General features: G+C 55.4%; 18 protein-coding genes and 1 pseudogene. 9 read left to right on the forward strand and 10 right to left on the reverse strand.

The annotated features are described in order from the left end of the window. Window positions 1-46 precede the first annotated feature (46 nt). From HF679_RS07600 to pspA, 6 genes are all read right to left on the reverse strand, one after another. Window positions 47-1,102, reverse strand: a complete 1,056-nt coding sequence (locus HF679_RS07600; RefSeq protein ID WP_123754070.1) for a TIGR01620 family protein — start codon at window positions 1,100-1,102, stop codon at window positions 47-49. Next, the gene (locus HF679_RS07605; RefSeq protein WP_123754069.1) at window positions 1,099-2,496 is read right to left on the reverse strand and encodes a YcjX family protein; all 1,398 of its coding nucleotides are present in this window, start codon (window positions 2,494-2,496) and stop codon (window positions 1,099-1,101) included. Before HF679_RS07605 ends, HF679_RS07600 begins: the two co-directional genes overlap by 4 nt. Window positions 2,497-2,609: 113 nt before the next feature. Next, window positions 2,610-2,828: a phage shock protein PspD gene (gene pspD, locus HF679_RS07610; protein WP_123754068.1), complete on the reverse strand. Its 219-nt coding sequence runs from the start codon at window positions 2,826-2,828 to the stop codon at window positions 2,610-2,612. A 19-nt stretch (window positions 2,829-2,847) separates the two neighbouring features. Further along, window positions 2,848-3,207: an envelope stress response membrane protein PspC gene (gene pspC, locus HF679_RS07615; protein ID WP_123754067.1), complete on the reverse strand. Its 360-nt coding sequence runs from the start codon at window positions 3,205-3,207 to the stop codon at window positions 2,848-2,850. Continuing rightward, window positions 3,207-3,431, reverse strand: a complete 225-nt coding sequence (pspB, locus tag HF679_RS07620; protein WP_123707669.1) for an envelope stress response membrane protein PspB — start codon at window positions 3,429-3,431, stop codon at window positions 3,207-3,209. Before pspB ends, pspC begins: the two co-directional genes overlap by 1 nt. Window positions 3,432-3,539: 108 nt before the next feature. Then, window positions 3,540-4,205, reverse strand: coding sequence for a phage shock protein PspA (gene pspA / locus HF679_RS07625; RefSeq protein ID WP_123754066.1), 666 nt, complete (start codon window positions 4,203-4,205; stop codon window positions 3,540-3,542). A gap of 161 nt (window positions 4,206-4,366) precedes the next feature. On the opposite strand from pspA, the gene pspF reads away from it, so the two are divergent. Then, window positions 4,367-5,371, forward strand: a complete 1,005-nt coding sequence (pspF, locus tag HF679_RS07630) for a phage shock protein operon transcriptional activator (protein WP_187042807.1) — start codon at window positions 4,367-4,369, stop codon at window positions 5,369-5,371. Here the strand turns inward: pspF and HF679_RS07635 are convergent. Together HF679_RS07635 and HF679_RS07640 are read right to left on the reverse strand one after the other, a co-directional pair. Further along, window positions 5,362-6,753, reverse strand: coding sequence for an MFS transporter (locus tag HF679_RS07635; protein ID WP_123754065.1), 1,392 nt, complete (start codon window positions 6,751-6,753; stop codon window positions 5,362-5,364). The genes pspF and HF679_RS07635 overlap by 10 nt on opposite strands. 26 nt (window positions 6,754-6,779) lie before the next feature. Further along, window positions 6,780-7,949 carry a M20 aminoacylase family protein gene (locus tag HF679_RS07640; RefSeq protein WP_187042808.1) on the reverse strand — a complete coding sequence of 390 codons (1,170 nt, stop codon included), beginning with the start codon at window positions 7,947-7,949 and terminating at the stop codon, window positions 6,780-6,782. Between the two features lie 172 nt (window positions 7,950-8,121). On the opposite strand from HF679_RS07640, the gene HF679_RS07645 reads away from it, so the two are divergent. From HF679_RS07645 to HF679_RS07670, 6 genes and pseudogenes are all read left to right on the forward strand, one after another. After that, on the forward strand, window positions 8,122-10,428 hold the full coding sequence (locus tag HF679_RS07645; protein ID WP_123755458.1) for a helix-turn-helix domain-containing protein: 2,307 nt from the start codon (window positions 8,122-8,124) through the stop codon (window positions 10,426-10,428). A gap of 92 nt (window positions 10,429-10,520) precedes the next feature. Then, window positions 10,521-10,835: a PTS sugar transporter subunit IIB gene (locus HF679_RS07650; protein ID WP_123754063.1), complete on the forward strand. Its 315-nt coding sequence runs from the start codon at window positions 10,521-10,523 to the stop codon at window positions 10,833-10,835. Window positions 10,836-11,032: 197 nt separating this feature from the next. Next, the gene (locus HF679_RS07655) at window positions 11,033-11,317 is read left to right on the forward strand and encodes a hypothetical protein (RefSeq protein WP_123754062.1); all 285 of its coding nucleotides are present in this window, start codon (window positions 11,033-11,035) and stop codon (window positions 11,315-11,317) included. Between the two features lie 368 nt (window positions 11,318-11,685). Next, window positions 11,686-13,329 carry an ABC transporter substrate-binding protein SapA gene (gene sapA, locus HF679_RS07660; protein ID WP_123754061.1) on the forward strand — a complete coding sequence of 548 codons (1,644 nt, stop codon included), beginning with the start codon at window positions 11,686-11,688 and terminating at the stop codon, window positions 13,327-13,329. Continuing rightward, the gene (gene sapB / locus HF679_RS07665; protein WP_123754060.1) at window positions 13,326-14,291 is read left to right on the forward strand and encodes a putrescine export ABC transporter permease SapB; all 966 of its coding nucleotides are present in this window, start codon (window positions 13,326-13,328) and stop codon (window positions 14,289-14,291) included. The genes sapA and sapB overlap by 4 nt, the downstream gene beginning before the upstream one ends. Before the next feature lie 201 nt (window positions 14,292-14,492). Then, window positions 14,493-15,150, forward strand: a pseudogene (locus tag HF679_RS07670) (SOS response-associated peptidase). Window positions 15,151-15,582: 432 nt separating this feature from the next. Here the strand turns inward: HF679_RS07670 and HF679_RS24855 are convergent. Next, window positions 15,583-15,810 carry a hypothetical protein gene (locus HF679_RS24855; RefSeq protein ID WP_072051401.1) on the reverse strand — a complete coding sequence of 76 codons (228 nt, stop codon included), beginning with the start codon at window positions 15,808-15,810 and terminating at the stop codon, window positions 15,583-15,585. 378 nt (window positions 15,811-16,188) lie between these two features. Next, window positions 16,189-16,407 carry a cold shock domain-containing protein gene (locus tag HF679_RS07675; protein ID WP_023279058.1) on the reverse strand — a complete coding sequence of 73 codons (219 nt, stop codon included), beginning with the start codon at window positions 16,405-16,407 and terminating at the stop codon, window positions 16,189-16,191. A 279-nt stretch (window positions 16,408-16,686) separates the two neighbouring features. On the opposite strand from HF679_RS07675, the gene cspF reads away from it, so the two are divergent. Both cspF and HF679_RS24750 read left to right on the forward strand, forming a co-directional pair. Next, a complete protein-coding gene (cspF, locus tag HF679_RS07680) occupies window positions 16,687-16,899 on the forward strand; it encodes a cold shock-like protein CspF (protein WP_071787615.1) in 213 nt (70 codons plus the stop codon). Between the two features lie 81 nt (window positions 16,900-16,980). Then, entirely contained in the window at window positions 16,981-17,145 is a 165-nt protein-coding gene (locus HF679_RS24750; RefSeq protein WP_213191361.1) for a YnfU family zinc-binding protein, read from the forward strand. The last annotated feature ends 150 nt before the right edge of the window (window positions 17,146-17,295 follow it).

A 17,295-nucleotide genomic window follows, 5' to 3' on the forward strand; every position in this document is an offset into this window, starting at 1 on the left:
AAAAAAGCCGCCGGTTAGCCGACGGCCCTGATGATTGACGTCGCTATCAGGCCTGAGGTTTACCCTTCTGCAACGTATCCTTGAGCTGGCCTATCAGTTCGCGGCGGAAATCACCCAGCCGCGGTTTATCGTCGGCGATCCACGGCAGCGGACGGCACAGCTCCATGGCCTTAATCCCCAGACGGGCGGTCAGCAACCCGGCACCGATCCCCTGGGCCGCGCGCGCCGATAACCGCGCCGCCAGATCCTGCGACATCCAGTCCATACCGACTTCGCGCACCAGTTCACTGGCCCCGGCGAAGGCGATATTCAGCAGCACCAGGCGGAACAGACGCAGGCGGCTGTAATAGCCCAGTTCGATACCGTACAGCGTGGCGATGCGGTTAATCAGCCGCAGATTACGCCAGGCGATAAACGCCATATCCACCAGCGCCAGCGGGCTGACGGCGATCATCAGCGTCGATTCCGCCGCCGAACGGCTGATTTCGCGGCGCGCCTGAGCATCGAGCACCGGCTGCACCAGCTGCGCGTACAGACTGACCACTTCGCGGTCATTCTGCGTTTCGTGGATGGCCGCGTACCAGCGTTGTAACGCCGGATGGGCCTGATCCAGTCCAGCCTGCTGGGCCAGCTTCTCGCAAAATGCGCGCCCTTTGCCGACCGCATGGCTGTGCATCAGATCCCGGGCCTCATCGCGCTCGTGAGCGCGCTGGCGCAGACGCCACAAGCGCCGCCATTCGGTCGCCACCGAGCCGACCCCGGCGCCGACAATCAGCGCCCCGGCGACGCAGCCGCCGAGGGAGATCCAGTCCTGCGTCTGCCAGGCGGTCATGGTCCACTGTACCCCTTGCGCCACTACGCTGACGCCAAAGATCGCCAGCCCGGCACTGACCATCCGCCGCCACAGGCTGCGTTTTGGCCGCAGCACCGACTCCACCACCGCCTCTGCTGCGCCCTCTTCTTCTTCCAGCGCGTCGAGACGGGCCGGGGCAAATTTCTCCGCCTCGACGCCATCAAAGGCCCGGGCCGATTTCAGGGCATCTATTTTCTCCGCTTCCAGCGGCCCGTCGAAGTCGATACGCGGTTTTATCGGTTCGCTCATCGCAATTTATCTCCGATCAAAAATTCAAGCGCTGCGTCCATGCGGATATGCGGCAGCGGCTTATCAACGTCCATCACCTGCGGACGGAAATTCTCAAACTGGAACCCCTGCTGTTGCCAGAACGCCTGGCCCGGCAGACGGGCCGGTACTTCACCCGGATAGACCGTCAGGGGCTGACCATCGCTCAGGCGGGCACCGCGCAATGCGGGAATTTTCTCGCCGTTAACCTCGATTAACCCGCTCTGCGTCGCCTGAATCGACGCCAGGCCCAGGCAGTCCATGCTGATGCCTTCGAAGGCGGCATTTTGCCAGGCATCCTGAATCAACTGCTGCAGCAGAGAGACCATATTGCCGTGCTGATCGACGGTGACGTGGTCAGCTTTGGTGGCGGCAAACAACAGTTTGTCGATCACCGGGGAAAACAGACGGCGGAACAGGGTCCGCTGGCCATAATGAAAACTCTGCATCAACTGGGTCAGCGCCAGGCGCATATCGTTAAAGGCTTGCGGCCCGCTGTTCAACGGCTGCAGGCAGTCCACCAGTACGATCTGGCGGTCAAAGCGCAGAAAATGATCCTTGTAAAAGCCCTTCACGACTTTTTCGCAGTAGTACTTAAAACGCTCGCGCAACATGCCGACGTTGCTGTGTCTGTCGGCCTGCGCCAGCCTGGCTTCGCCGATCGCGTCGACATCCGGCCACGGGAAAAACTGCAGCGCGGGCGCCCCGGCCATGTCGCCGGGCAGCACAAAGCGGCCAGGTTGAATAAAATGCAGCCCTTCACGCTTGCAGGCGTGCAGATAGTCGGTCCACGCGGCGGCAATCTCCGCCAGACGGTTTTCATCCGCCGGCGCCAGCGGGTCCAGCCCTTCGCACAGCTGACGCCAGCGGGCTGACCACTCCGCACGATCCCCTTGCAACAGGCCGGTCATCTGCCGTGACCAGCTCAGGTAATCCTGGGCCAGCATCGGTAAATCGAGCAGCCATTCGCCTGGGTAATCGACAATTTCCAGATACAGCGTGGAGGTTTCTTTAAAGTGGCGCAGCAGCGATTCGCTGGAGCGGTAGCGTAGCGCCAGGCGAATTTCACTGACCCCGCGGGTCGGCGTCGGCCACACCGGCGGCGAGCCATACAGCTGCGCCAGTCCTTCATCATAGGTAAAACGAGGAATGCCGAAATCACGTTGCGGCACGCGTTTGACGCCAAGCAGGCGCTCTTCACGGACCGCACTGAGCAGCGGCAGACGCGCGCCGGAGTGAATATTCAGCAGTTGGTTTACCAGGGCGGTGATAAAGGCGGTTTTACCACTTCGGCTCAGGCCGGTCACCGCCAGACGTAAATGCCGGTCAACCCCACGGTTGACCAGCGCATTGAATTCTGTTTTGAGTCGCTTCATTGCCATCCTGTAGTGCGCTGAAGGAAAGTGCTTTTATTATAAGCTATTAGGTGAAGATAAGCAGAAAGTTCTGCTGACTGTGCCGCAGGCGCCAGGTACGCCTGCCCGGCCTTTTATTTCATCCCGCGGGCAAAGCGATGGGCCAGGCGGCTGAGCACCGGCTCAAGGGCAACGGCCAGCAGCATTTTTAACGGTCGACGCGCCACCGACTTCACCGCCCAGCCAGCAACGCCGGCCGGCCCGTAGCGTAACGCCGTCAGCAGCACCAGTTTGCCCACGATTTTCAGACCGGGCTTCATCTTTTGTCCTGTTTGCTGCCATTTGATATTCATGCGTGACCTCGTCGTTAGGCTACAGCTGGCGGAACCGGCTGCGCAGCGTAAAAGTATCTGACGTGACGTAACGCTCCATTTCCCGCAGACGGCGCTCACTGGCCGCCAGCTCCCTGTCCGCCGCGGCTAACAGTTCACCGCTGGAGGGCATTTTCTCGCCATGCAGTTCGCTATCCGGCATCGGGTCGAGAACGAAGGTCAGGATGATGTACGCCACCACCACAAAGAAAAACAGGCCAAATATCATCGCCAGCACAGTAATTAAGCGCACCAGTTTGACCGGTACATCCAGGTACTGCGCAATACCGGCGCAGACCCCTTTGACCATGCCAAGCTGCGGCACGCGCCAGAGTTTTTTATTCAGGTCCAGTCCGCCCATTATTTTTCTCTCCAGTTCGGATGTTCGGCATCAAGAATGTCTTCCAGCGTCTGGATACGTTCGCGCATGCGCTTCGCATCATCGGTCAGCTGCAATAAACGCTGCTGTTCGTTCTGCGATAAACTGCCGCTGGCGCTGCGGTTGTTGTAGTGCAGCCACAGCCAGACCGGTAATACGAACAGCACGAACAGCGTCAGGGGTATGGCAATAAAAAGCGTACTCATGTGTACTCCTTACAGTGAGTGAACGGCGGCGCATGATCGCGCCGCAACACCTGCGCCTTCAGTCTGCCGGAACTGCACAGCATGTGCCGAAGGCGTGGGCGTATTCCATTAGTTGTTTTGGTTCATTTTACTTTTTAAGGCCGCCAGCTGTTCGCTGATTTCGTCGTCCGCTTTCAGGTCGGCAAACTGTTGGTCCAGGGTTTTCTGTTTGCCAAAACCATGGCTCTCTGCTTCCGCTTCCATATGGTCGATGCGACGTTCAAAAGATTCAAAACGCGCCATCGCTTCATCAATTTTGCCACTGTCCAGCTGACGACGTACGTCGCGAGAGGAGCTGGCTGCCTGATGACGTAAGGTTAACGCCTGCTGGCGCGCGCGGGTTTCGCTCAGTTTGTTTTCCAGCTCGCCAATCTCTTTTTTCATGCGCGTCAGGGTTTCATCGATCATCTGCGCTTCATTTTCGAGGCTGGCAATAAGGTCGGTCAGTTTTTGTTTTTCGATCAGCGCCGCACGAGCCAGATCTTCTTTATCTTTGCGCAGCGCCAGTTCGGCTTTTTCCTGCCACTCTGCCTGCTGGGCAAGGGCTTGTTCGATACGGCGGCTCAGCTGTTTCTTTTCGGCCAGCGCGCGGGCCGAAGTGGAACGTACTTCCACCAGAGTGTCTTCCATTTCCTGAATCATCAGGCGAACCAGCTTCTGCGGATCTTCTGCTTTCTCCAGCAGGGAGTTGATGTTGGCGTTCACGATGTCGGCAAAACGAGAAAAAATACCCATAATAATAATCCTCATAGTTCTGATATCAGGCGGTGGCCTGTGGCAATACTGAGAGTATTAATACAAGTTGCGTGCCAAGTTTTTATCTTATTGATTTAAAAAGAAGTGATTGTTATCTGCACAACGGGTTGCTAGAGTAACCTGGTGAATCACACGATTAAATGGCGAATTTCATCATGGCGGACTACAAGGACAACCTGCTCGGCGAAGCCAACAGCTTTATCGAGGTACTGGAACAGGTTTCGCGGCTGGCACCGCTCGATAAACCGGTGCTGGTCATTGGCGAGCGCGGTACTGGTAAAGAGCTGATCGCTAACCGCCTGCACTTTCTCTCTTCCCGCTGGCAGGGGCCGTTTATCTCCCTCAACTGCGCGGCATTAAATGAAAACCTGCTGGATAGCGAACTGTTCGGTCATGAGGCCGGGGCGTTTACCGGCGCCAGCAAACGTCATCCCGGCCGCTTTGAACGCGCCGATGGCGGAACGCTGTTTCTCGATGAGCTGGCCACGGCGCCGATGCTGGTACAGGAAAAGCTACTGCGGGTGATTGAATATGGTGAGCTGGAGCGCGTCGGCGGCAGCCAGCCGTTACAGGTCAACGTGCGGCTGGTGTGTGCCACCAATGCCGACCTGCCTGCAATGGTTGAATCCGGCCATTTTCGTGCCGACCTTCTCGACCGCCTGGCCTTTGATGTGGTGCAGCTGCCGCCACTGCGCGAACGGCAAAGCGACATCATGCTGCTGGCGAATCAGTTTGCCATTCAGATGTGCCGCGAACTGGGGCTACCGTTGTTTCCGGGATTCAGCGAAAACGCCTGCGACACGCTGCTGGGCTACCGCTGGCCGGGGAATATTCGTGAGCTGAAAAACGTGGTGGAGCGTTCGGTCTATCGCCATGGCACCAGCGACAGCGAACTCGACAACATCATCATCAACCCTTTTCATCAACAACAATCGTCGGCGTCGTCACCTCAGCGCGCCGATGCCGACCTGCAAACCGCCGGGACTGCGCTACCGCTGGATCTGCGAAACTTCCAGCATGAGCAAGAAAAAAACCTGCTGCAGGCAAGCCTACAGCAGGCGAAGTTCAATCAGAAACAGGCGGCGCAGTTGCTCGGCTTAACCTACCACCAGCTACGGGCGTTGCTGAAAAAGCATCAGCTGTGAGACAGCCGCGGCAGCATCAGGGCGCTGACTACCGTCGCGCCCAGGCACATCGCCGCGTTGAACCACAGGGCATACTGCGCGGCGCTGGCCATGCCAAGCGGTAACAGCAGCGCGAAAAGTGACGCTGTCACGGCAATCCCCATCGCCCCGCCCAACGAACTGCCCATCTTGTAAATCCCTGAAGCGACACCGACTTTATTTTCCGGGGCGTTCACCACCGCGGTGTCGGTTGACGGCGTGGCGTAGCAGCCCAGCCCAAGGCCAAACAACACGTTACTGAGAAAGACCGTAACGATATAGACGGATTTATCGAGGAAGGTACAGGAGATCAGCAGGATCGCCACCGCGGTAAAGACCGGCCCGGTCATCATCGGCAGCCTGGCCCCGTAGCGCTGCAGCAGCTTTTCACCGACGCGGATCATCGCCAGCACGGTGACCAGATAGCCCAGCGTCATTCCGCCGGTTTCCAGCGGGCTCAGGTTGTGCCCCTTCTGCAGCCAGATGCTGGTGATCATCATCGTGCCGACGGCGCCATTGAGCATAAAGTTTGACAGTACCGCAGCGCTGTAGGCCCGGTTGCGAAACAGCGCAAAATCAATCAGCGCCGATTCCCCTTTACGCAGCCCGCTGCGGATGAAATACCCGCCCGATACCAGCGAGCCGGCGAGCATCGCCAGCGACAGGCCGCTGCTCCAGCCCCAACTGTGGCCTTTGCTGATAAACAGATTAAACAGCACCAGCGAGACGATCAGGCTCAACAAACCACTGATATCCAGCTTGTGCTCCTGCGCGCTGGCGCTACGGCTCTCCGGCGTGCCGCGCAACAGCAGCAAGGCCACCAGCGCCACGGCAATGGAGAAGACAAAGATCCAGCGCCAGCCCAGCCCGGTCGCGATAGCCCCGCCGACAAACGAGCATAAGCCGCTGCCGCCCCACGAACCGATGACCCAGAAGCTCACCGCCCGCTGGCGCGCTTTGCCTTCGTACCAGGTTTTTATCAGCGCCAGGGTAGCCGGCATAATGCAGGCCGCCGATAACCCCTGCAGGACCCGCCCGGCCAGAAACAACCACGGCCCCTGCGCCAGCACCAGCAGAGCACTGCCGCCAATACTCAGCATCAGGCCGATATGGGTCATGCGCATCCGGCCAAATTTATCCGCCAGCCCGCCGCTGGCCACCACAAAGCAACCGCTGAACAACGCGCTGAGGCTCACCGCCAGCGTCAACGTTTCAAGGGAGATATCAAGACTGTTTTTCATTGCCGGTACGACGTTAATCACCGACTGGGCAAACAGCCAGAAGGTCAACACGCTCAATACAATGCCCGCCAGCAGACGGTCGGTACCAACAAAAGGTGCTTCGGTCAGAGATACGGAACTCATAAGTGGGTCCTCCCCATCGCGAGTGGTTAACGCAGATAATGTTCCGTCAGGCCGCACCACAGCGCCGCGCCCTTGAGCAGGATCTCATCATTGAAGTCGTAGCCCGGGTTATGCACCATGCAGCGGTCGGCTTCGTCCCCGGCGCCGATGGTGAAGTAGCTTCCGTGCGGGTTATGCTCCAGCATAAAGGCGAAATCTTCGCTGCCCATAAAGGGCTTCACTTCGCCGACCTGCGCTTCGCCAAACAACGCGGTTGCCACCGTGCGCACCATCTCATTGGCGGCAGGATCGTTTTTAAGCACCGGGCTGCCGTTGATGTGGCTTAAAGTGGCAGTGGCGTTAAAGCTTTCCGCCTGGGCAACGGCAATATCGTGGATCCGCTGGAGGACCATTTCACGTACCTGTTCGTTGAGGGTACGTACCGTCAGCTTCATCAGCACTTTGTCGTTGATGATATTGGGCGCATGCCCGGCCTGGATACTGCCCACGGTCACCACCGCCGGTTCAAAGGGGGTGATATTGCGCGACACAATAGATTGCAGCGCGAGGGTGATATGACAGGCGACCAGCGTCGCGTCGACGGTGTGTTCCGGTACTGCCCCATGCCCGCCGACCCCTTTTACTTCAATATGCAGCGTATCGGAAGAGGCCATCATCGCGCCGTCGCGCAGGCCAATTTTCCCCAGCGCCTGCCCCGGCATGTTGTGCAGGCCAAACAGGATATCGCAGGGGAATTTATCGAACAGACCATCTTCGACCATCACCCGCCCGCCATACAGCAACTCTTCCGCCGGCTGGAAAATCAAATGCAGCGTGCCGTCGAACTGCCGGGTACGCGCCAGATATTCGGCGGCGTAGAGTAGCGTGGTGGTATGTCCATCATGGCCACAGCCGTGAAACCGGCCATCGGTCTGGCTGGCCCAGGCCTTGCCGCTGGCCTCCTGCATCGGTAACGCGTCCATATCTGCCCGCAGACCCAGACGACGCTCGCCGTTGCCCACCTTCAGGGTTCCGACCACTCCGGTCCCTGCCAGACCACGGTGTACCTCATAACCCCACTCCGTCAGCAGACGAGCCACCTCATCGCTGGTTTTATGTTCTTCGAAGCCAATTTCCGGTTGCTGATGGAATCGACGGCGCAGCTCAATAAACGATGCTTCTTTAACCTGTAATGCCTCAATAAGCGGATGTGTCATTTTTGTTATTCCTTGATTGTGTTTGCGCGACACTTTCGAGTTTATGCTGTCCGATTAGCATTAAAGTGCGGTTTTTTGTTTTATATTGACGGATTATTCATGAGTGTTTTTCATACTGATCGGTTATGACAAAAAATGACCTGTTGTTTTTTGTCCTTGAGAAGAGGTGACGGTGGAGCATCATTCAGGCGATTTTAGCGTCGCGGTCCGCGATATTCGGCAGTTCAATCAGCCGGAGAGTGAGCTGTTAACCCTGATCTGGGTGCTGGAAGGTCGCGTAGAGCTGCATGACGGCGACGGGCAGCAGATACTGCACCCTGACGAGCTGGCCATCGTAAACCGCAATCGTCGGTGGCGCCTGCACGCGGCGGCCGGTAACGCAGTGATGCTCCTGACCTTGTCCTGCAGCTGGCTGACACGCCTCGATAGCGAGTTCTTTGCCGTGGGCTACCAGGTCAGCGACGAAACGCGCGACGCCGATGATAACCTCCGCCGGTTAATGCGCCAGCTGCTGGTGATAGAGCTGGTGAATCATCAGGCCCGCTACCGGCTTGAAGCCAACCGCTGGCTGAGCGAGATTGCCCTGCTGCTCTCTACCCGCTTCTCCCGCCCGCTGGCTTCCAGCCCCAAACGCGGGGCCGAGAAGTGGAGCCGGCGCATTGCGCGGGTGGTGGCGCGTATCGATGCAAACTACCAGCGTCGGCTTTCGCTCCACGATGTTGCCGCCGCCGAGTTTGTCTCTGAAGCCTGGCTGTCGCGCCTGTTTCGCAAGGAAGTGGGCATGAGCTTCATGCAGTACATTACCGCCCTGCGCCTCAATAAGGCGGCGGAGCAGCTGATCGCCACCCGCAAACCGGTCCAGCAGATTGCCCAGGAACAAGGTTTCGCCAGCACCCGCATCATGAGCGATCTGTTTAAACGCCTGCATGAGGTGACACCGCGTCAGTTTCGCCAGCAGCACCCGCAAACCAGCGGCGAATCCGGGCGCCCGCGCACCGGGCTGGTGGATATCTGGCAGCCGGTGGCCGTCGAGCGTCTCTATGCCCGCCTCAACGAGCCGGAACAGAATGGCTGGGACAACCCGCCGCCGCTGCTCAACCCGCAGCAAACCCGGCAGATCGATCTGCGCCAGCTGCCGGCCCGCGTCGCCACCTTACGCCACACCCGCATGGTGGTCACCGTCCGGGAGCTGGATGATTTACTGCGTGAGGATGTACGCCGCGAGCTGGAGCAGCTGCACCGCAGCCTGCCGGTCTACGCGATTGATATTAACGATCCTTTTCTCAGCAGCCGGCTGTTTGCCACCGGCTGGGACGACCCGCAAATGGCCGGCTACGCCTGCTGGTATAACCTGCAGCAGATTTTCAGCTGGCTGGCGAAAATGGGTTGGGGGGTGATTTTACATACCGGGCTGACCACCCGCTGCGATTTGCTACAGCGCTTTTTGCGCCTCGCCGCCAACCATTTCCCGGCGGCAACCCTCGCCAGCTGGCGTTTTGTCTGGCACTGGTCTCCCCAGGCCACCGAAGCGGCCCGCCAGCATGCCTGGCTGCAGCAGCGAGAGACCTTACAGACTTATCTGTCGCAGCCGCAGCTGGGGGTCTGGCACCGCTTCCCGGAGCTTGCCATTGGCGATGATCCGCTGCTGCAGTCGCCCATCCTCAGCGAAGCCAGCTTTCTCGCCTGCCAGGCCGACGCCAATGAGCTACTGGATCTGGCCCAGTTGGATAGCAGCAAGCTGGCCTCGAGCGAAAACTATCCGGTACATAAGCTGCGGCAGATCCACAGCGCCCTGCGCCAGCGTCAGCTGTCGCTGCCGGTCTGGCTGCTGTCCTGGAATACCTTAACCGGCAATACCCGCGACACCAACGGTCGGTTTTTCCGCGGCGCATTGCTGATGGATAACCTGCTGGGGCTGGCGGAGCAGGTATGGCTGGCGGGCTTCTGGCTCAACTCTGGCCTGCAAGGGGAATCGAGCGTTACCGGTAAGCTGGATACCTCCAGCCTGGCGCTGCATTATCTCCACGGCCTGCCCCGTCCCGTATACTGGGTGCTGTGGTTATGGCGACGGCTGCGCGGCGACGTGCTGGTTAACGACAAAAAAATGTTGCTGTTACGTCACGGTAATCAGTATCAGCTTCTGCTGCGTAATACGGTGGTGTTCAACCCCTGGCTCTCCAGCGAAGAGGCGTTTATCCAGCGCTTTCGTCAGCCCTACAGCGTCCGACTGTCCGGACTTGACGGGCGCTGGCGGGTGAAGCAGCATCTGTTCGATCAGCATCACGGCGCATTATTCCCGCTGTTTGAAGCCTTTCGCAGCCACAGCGGCCCGGACGATGAGGATTATCACTGGCTGATGCACAAGGCCCGCCCGGCGCTGAGCGTTTCGGAAGAGGCACCGGAGAGCGGCTGGCATATTGTCGACTCCCTGGACAGCAATGCGCTGGTGCTTTATGAGTTCACCCCGTTAGGTGATTAATCAGACAATTTGCTGCACTAATTGATGCACTGCGCATTTTCATCAACCGCAGCGGCATAATGTAGACACGGGACTCCATCGAGGATCACACCGTGAAAAAACTACTGATATGTTGCTTGTTCGGGGAAACCGCGAACCTCTTAGCGAAGAAAATGCAAAAAATCGCGGATGCTCAGGGGATGAATATGCTGATTAGCGCCGTCGGTCTGGAGAATGTCTTTAGCGTGGCTCCCGCCTACCACGCGGTTTTAGTGGCGCCACATATTCAATATAAGACCGATGAGATCGCTGCCGTGTTGCTGGATAACCAGCAGATTGCGGTGATTGAAAGCCTGCCCTACGCCGCCTTTGATGGCGAAAAAGTACTGCAGTTTGCCCTGACCAGACTGGCCCATTCGCTCACCTGATAGCGCCTGATTCCAGCCTTCGCGATGCCATGCGGGTCGCTCGCAACAGCAGTAACCCGCATTTTACCCCCCGTCGTCTGCCTGGCCAGATTGCCCTGTGTTTTCAGCACACTGGCGGTTAAATATTTGTAACTGGCAAGATGTGTCAATGTGAATTATAGTCTGCGCCATCATCGTTCAATGGACTGAAAACGCACATGATTCCGGTTAATATTCATACTCTTAGTCGCTATGCGGCCCACGTCAGCTTAACCCACACCATGAAGCATCATCATTCACCTGCGCTGTCGGTGATGATGATTTTCTCGGACCTGTGTATTCGTTCGACTCTTGATGCCTATCGCCAGCAAGGCTGGGAAATTAGCGAGAAACGCAGCGGGATGGTATTGCGGACTTTCGTGGCCACCCATCGTGAAGGCTCAGAAATTGAAATCACACCCAAGGAGTATATCGGGCGTTATAACCGCCTGCTTCCGCTGTAATCACCAAGCTTACTGGAGAATTCAGCCATAAAAAGATACCATGTTTCATTATCCCCCATACAACGCATGAATATGCTGAGAAGCGCTTAAAAGAGCACCATACCCTCAGGTTTTTGATGAATATCAACCCGTCACCTCCCTGGACGCATGACGATCGGCGCGGCTTGCGCCCTCGCGGGTTTTACGCGTTTATTCAGGGAAATGGCAGATAAAAACGCCGGATGGGTTTACGAGGTATACTCGAAGGAGTGGTGCTCTTGCACATAACGCAGCGACTGACGAAATGGTTCCTGTGAGCGTTTAAGGTGATGGAATATGTCATTGAACATTAATAAAACAGAGCTCTGCTCTATAACCAAAAAAATATTATGCGCCTGAAACTCTCCTCCCTGCTGGCGACGCTATCGCTGCTGTGTACGCAGGCAATGGCCGCGCCCACGTTGCCGCCAGATGCCGACATCCGCGACAGCGGTTTTGTTTACTGTGTGAGCGGTCAGGTCAATACCTTTAACCCGCAGAAAGTCAGCAGCGGGCTGATTGTCGATACCTTAGCGGCTCAACTCTACGACCGCCTGCTGGATGTCGACCCTTATACCTACCGGCTGGTGCCGCAGCTGGCGGAAAGCTGGGAAGTGCTGGATAACGGTGCCACATACCGCTTCCATCTGCGTCCTCACGTCGCTTTCCAGTCAACCTCCTGGTTTAAGCCCTCTCGCGCTTTTAATGCAGACGATGTGATTTTCACCTTCAACCGCATTTTTAAGCGCGACGATCCGTGGCACAACGTCAACGGCAGCAGCTTCCCCTATTTCGACAGTTTGCAGTTCGCCGACAGCGTTGAGAGCGTGCGCAAGCTGGATAATCAAACCGTCGAATTTCGCCTGAAACAGCCGGATGCCTCGTTCCTCTGGCATCTGGCGACCCACTATGCCTCGGTGATGTCGGCGGAATATGGCGCACAGCTGGCCAAAGTCGATCGCCAGGAACAGCTCGATCGCCAGCCGGTCGGCACCGGTCCGTTCCAGCTTGAAGAGTATCGCGCGGGGCAGTATGTACGCCTGCAGCGCCATCCTGGCTACTGGCGCGGTAAGCCGCTGATGCCGCAGGTGGTGGTCGATCTCGGCTCTGGCGGCACGGGGCGTTTGTCGAAACTGTTAACCGGTGAGTGCGATGTGCTGGCCTGGCCGGCTGCCAGCCAGTTAACGATCCTCCGTGACGATCCGCGCCTGCGCCTGACGCTGCGCCCGGGCATGAACATCGCGTGGCTGGCGTTCAATACCGCCCGACCGCCGCTTGATAAACCCGAAGTTCGCCACGCGCTGGCGCTGGCCATTAATAACCAGCGTCTGATGCAGTCCATTTATTACGGTACCGCCGAAACCGCCGCGTCGATGCTGCCGCGCGCCTCGTGGGCCTACGATAACGACGCAAAAATCACGGAATACAACCCGAAGGAAGCCCGGGCCCAGCTTAAAGCGCTAGGTCTGGAAAAGCTGACGCTGAAGCTCTGGGTCCCGACCAGCTCGCAGGCCTGGAACCCCAGCCCGCTGAAAACCGCGGAGCTTATCCAGGCGGACATGGCGCAAATTGGCGTGAAGGTCATTATCGTGCCGGTGGAGGGCCGATTCCAGGAAGCCAGATTGATGGACATGAACCACGATCTGACCCTTTCCGGTTGGGCTACCGACAGTAATGACCCGGACAGTTTTTTCCGTCCGCTGCTGAGCTGCGCGGCCATTGCCTCGCAGACCAACTTTGCCCACTGGTGCAACCGCGAATTCGATGAGGTGCTGCAAAAAGCGCTACGCTCACAGCAACTGGCTTCACGCATTGAGGCTTATAAAGAAGCGCAGCATATCCTGGCTCGCGACCTGCCGGTGCTGCCGCTGGCGTCATCGCTGCGCCTGCAGGCCTACCGCTATGATATGAAAGGTCTGATCCTGAGTCCGTTCGGTAACGCCTCCTTTGCGGGCGTCTCGCGGGAGAAAAAAGACGAGGTGAAAAAACCATGATTATTTTTACCCTGCGCCGCCTGCTGCTCCTGCTGGTGACGCTCTTTTTCCTGACCTTCGTGGGCTTCAGCCTGAGCTATTTTACGCCCCATGCCCCGTTGCAGGGCGCCTCGTTGTGGAATGCCTGGCAGTTCTGGTTCACCGGACTGCTACATTGGGACTTCGGCGTCTCCAGCATTAACGGCCAGCTGATTTCAGAGCAGTTGAAAGAGGTGTTCCCGGCGACCATGGAGCTGTGCATCCTCGCGTTTGGCTTTGCGCTGTTAATCGGTATCCCGGTGGGGATGCTGGCGGGCATCATGCGCAATAAGTGGCCGGATACCCTGATCAGCGCCCTCGCGCTGGTGGGATTTTCGATTCCGGTGTTCTGGCTGGCGCTATTGCTGACGCTGTTTTTCTCCCTGACGCTCGGCTGGTTCCCGGTTTCCGGGCGCTTTGACTTGCTCTATGAAGTGAAAACCGTTACCGGCTTTGCACTGATTGACGCCTGGCTTTCCGATTCACCGTGGCGCCATGAGATGATCGTTAGCGCCGCGCGCCATATGGTTTTACCGGTCCTCACGCTGGCGGTGGCGCCTACCACCGAAGTGATCCGCCTGATGCGCATCAGCACCAGCGAAGTGTATGACACCAACTATGTTAAGGCCGCCGCCACCCGTGGCGTTTCACGACGCACGATTTTACATCGCCACGTGCTGCACAACGCCCTGCCGCCGGTGATCCCGCGTCTTGGCCTGCAGTTTTCAACCATGCTGACCCTGGCGATGATCACCGAGATGGTCTTTAGCTGGCCGGGCCTGGGCCGCTGGTTGATTAATGCCATCCGCCAGCAGGATTACGCCGCGATTTCGGCAGGCGTGATGGTGATTGGCGCACTGGTGATTACCGTCAACGTGATATCAGACATTCTGGGAGCGATGGCTAACCCGCTGAAACATAAGGAATGGTATGCCTTACGATAGCACCTACAAAGCAAAAACCTTTATCAATTAAAAACAATGAGTTAAATTTTAAAATTCTTCGATATTCCTGACTTTAATACACAATTTTGTACACATTGTTTTTAACGTTAGCTCCGACAGTCATCAGTTTGATTGCTGTCGGAGTTCTCTTCCTACTCCTCCACACATTCTATACTTTCAGTCTGCAAACGGGAGGTAACCATGTGCGGACGCTTTGCTCAATCACAAACCCGTGAAGAGTACCTGGCTTATTTGGCTGAAGAGGCTGAGCGGGATATCGCTTATGACCCCGAACCAATCGGCCGGTACAACGTGTCGCCAGGTACAAAGGTTTTGCTCCTGAGCGAACGCGACGAACAACTGCATATCGATCCTGTCTTCTGGGGTTATGCGCCCGGGTGGTGGGATAAGGCTCCACTGATTAACGCGCGTGTTGAAACTGTGGCCACCAGCAGGATGTTTAAGGCGCTATGGCAACATGGCCGGGCGATCTGCTTTGCTGATGGGGGCTTCGGATGGAAGAAAGAAGGTGACAAGAAGCAACCCACTCTACTTTATCCATCGCGCCGATGGCCAGCCGATATTCATGGCGGCAATCGGAAGCACACCATTTGAACGTGGAGACGAAACAGAAGGCTTTCTGATCGTCACCGCAGCAACAGAAAAAGGTCTAATAGATATCCACGACCACCAGCCTCTGGTACTGTCGCCAGAAGCAGCAAGATAATGGATGAGGCAGGACATTGGAGGGAAAGAGTCAGAGGAGTTAGCTGCGAATGGCACCGTGCCCGCAGACAAATTTATCTGGCATGCAGTGACGCGCGCCGTAAGAAATGTGAAAAATCAGGGGAATAATTGATTGAGGCAATCAAATGCACATAGCCAGACGTACGCCTAATGCCAAAAGCGGAAATAAATAATAATTTTTCGATAATAACTTACTGGGTCAGAAAACGGAATATCCGGTGAAAAAGCCCTTGTTGCATTGTCTGGATGTATCAATATGATGCCGGGTTCCTCCCGGTAAATATTTAGGTATCCCCCCATGACTCGCGGCTTCAGTCGTGCATGATGAACATTCCAGCAGCAAAGTCATCAGGTTAGAAAGATATCTGCATTTTGTCAGTGCACAAAGAGTGACTTCCTTATATGAGACCGATTATTAAAAATGAACATGTAAAAAAAAGCCTGCTATTAGCAAGCCACAAAGATTTTAACTCATTCTTTGTTCGCTTCTGATAAATAGGGTAAATACGCAATTCAATTTGAAGCAGAGAACATAACGAAAATGCTATAAATATTTCCGGAACGCATCGAGTATTTCCTGTGACATTAACTGTCTGTCAGAGGCTACGTAAATAACATCATGATCACCGGTTAATGAAGGAAAGCCTGCAGACATAATCTGTAGATGTATTTCTTCACCGTTTGGGTATTCCTGTCTGATTGAGGATGTACCCTCCGGAACGGTCATGACTTTACAGGATTCGGTATTAAAGAAAACGAGTACTTTTATCATATGCCACCATAATTCTGTTAGTCTTTCCCGTCACTCTCTTCTATAAATGCCGATGCAATTAAAATACAATCAGGGACGTGATGCTTTCGAAGGCAGTCTCGTCTCTTACGCACTTTATTATTTAACAAGCAGTTAGCTTCTGCTTTCAGGCTTTCAGGCTTTCAGGCTTTCAGGCTTTCAGGCTTTCAGGCTTTCAGGCTTTCAGGCTTTCAGGCTTTCAGGCAGCAGTCCTGCACTTCATCACATCGGTCAGCACACTCATAATTGCGAAAAACATGTTGACCTGATATTAAAAAAACAACCGACTTTCTCTGATTTAATTTATGGACCTGTCTACTCAGGAATAATCCTTCATCGTTGTCGCGGGCCCACAAATCTTCATTTATCGCAAAGTATTACGTTTGTAGCAGCAGGCCCTTTTTCACCACTCTGCATGGCGAACTCAACTTTCTGCCCTTCAAATAAGGTATTGAAATTCTCACCATGGAGTGCGGAAAAATGGACGAAGACATCCTTGCTTCCGTCAAGAGGTGAAATGAAACCAAAACCTTTATCTTCGTTAAACCATTTTACCAAACCTTTAATTCTTGTGGACATACTGACTCCCGTTATACATGATAGTATTAATAGTAAACGTATAGTATTAAAGGTATGACTCAAAAGGAGGGGATATCAGCGATAGCGCCTGGTAATGAGGACTGACCAGAAAATGTTTAACGTTCGTTTGTACATTGAACTAACAGGATTCATTAAGACACGGGAGATACTAATACGCAAATTATTTTTTAGCCATCCAGAAGTCCTGCAGGAAAATTAAGTGTGGCAATATACTATTTTGAATGTATAGTCTTTACGTGTTTTTAATAAGGAATCGACTTGTCCCATAAAATGACAGGCATTGTCAAAAGCTTTGACATTCTCAGTGGTAAAGGCCTCATCATCCCTTCAGATGGGCGAAAAGATGTTCTGCTTCACATTTCAGCCGTTAACTCCCGCGAATCAGAATTACTCATCCCAGGAAGCCGCATAGAATTCTGTCGGATCAATGGTCCCAGAGGGCCTGTGGCTGCGAACATTTACCTCTCCTGAATTTCAGGGTCACAAAATAAACAGATTAAAACTTAACCATATGTGATACGGTGAAGTTCATTCATTGAAAGGTTAATGGTTATGTCTATTATCAATTACGCAATGAAATTCTTCAGCGGTGCATCTACTGCCACTGTTGTCTGCACTGTTTGTGGTTTCAAATCAGTTCAACCGATGGCAAAAATCCGGCGCAATCAGGCCATGCTTTGCCCTCGGTGTAAAGCCCTGTTTATCTCACGGCGCTAGTATCAACTGATCCGCCGTGGACAGAACCATCTTCTATACTTAAGTTAAATCCCAGCAGCTGTTAAATCCCTGATGCCTTACGCCCATCCTGAGAGAACGTTTCTGAACTGATTTCGCAACTGCTCCTGCGCGCTAATGTCGCATCAGAGC

This window comes from Enterobacter sp. JUb54 (assembly GCF_014298075.1).
GTDB classification, from domain to species: domain Bacteria; phylum Pseudomonadota; class Gammaproteobacteria; order Enterobacterales; family Enterobacteriaceae; genus Klebsiella; species Klebsiella lignicola.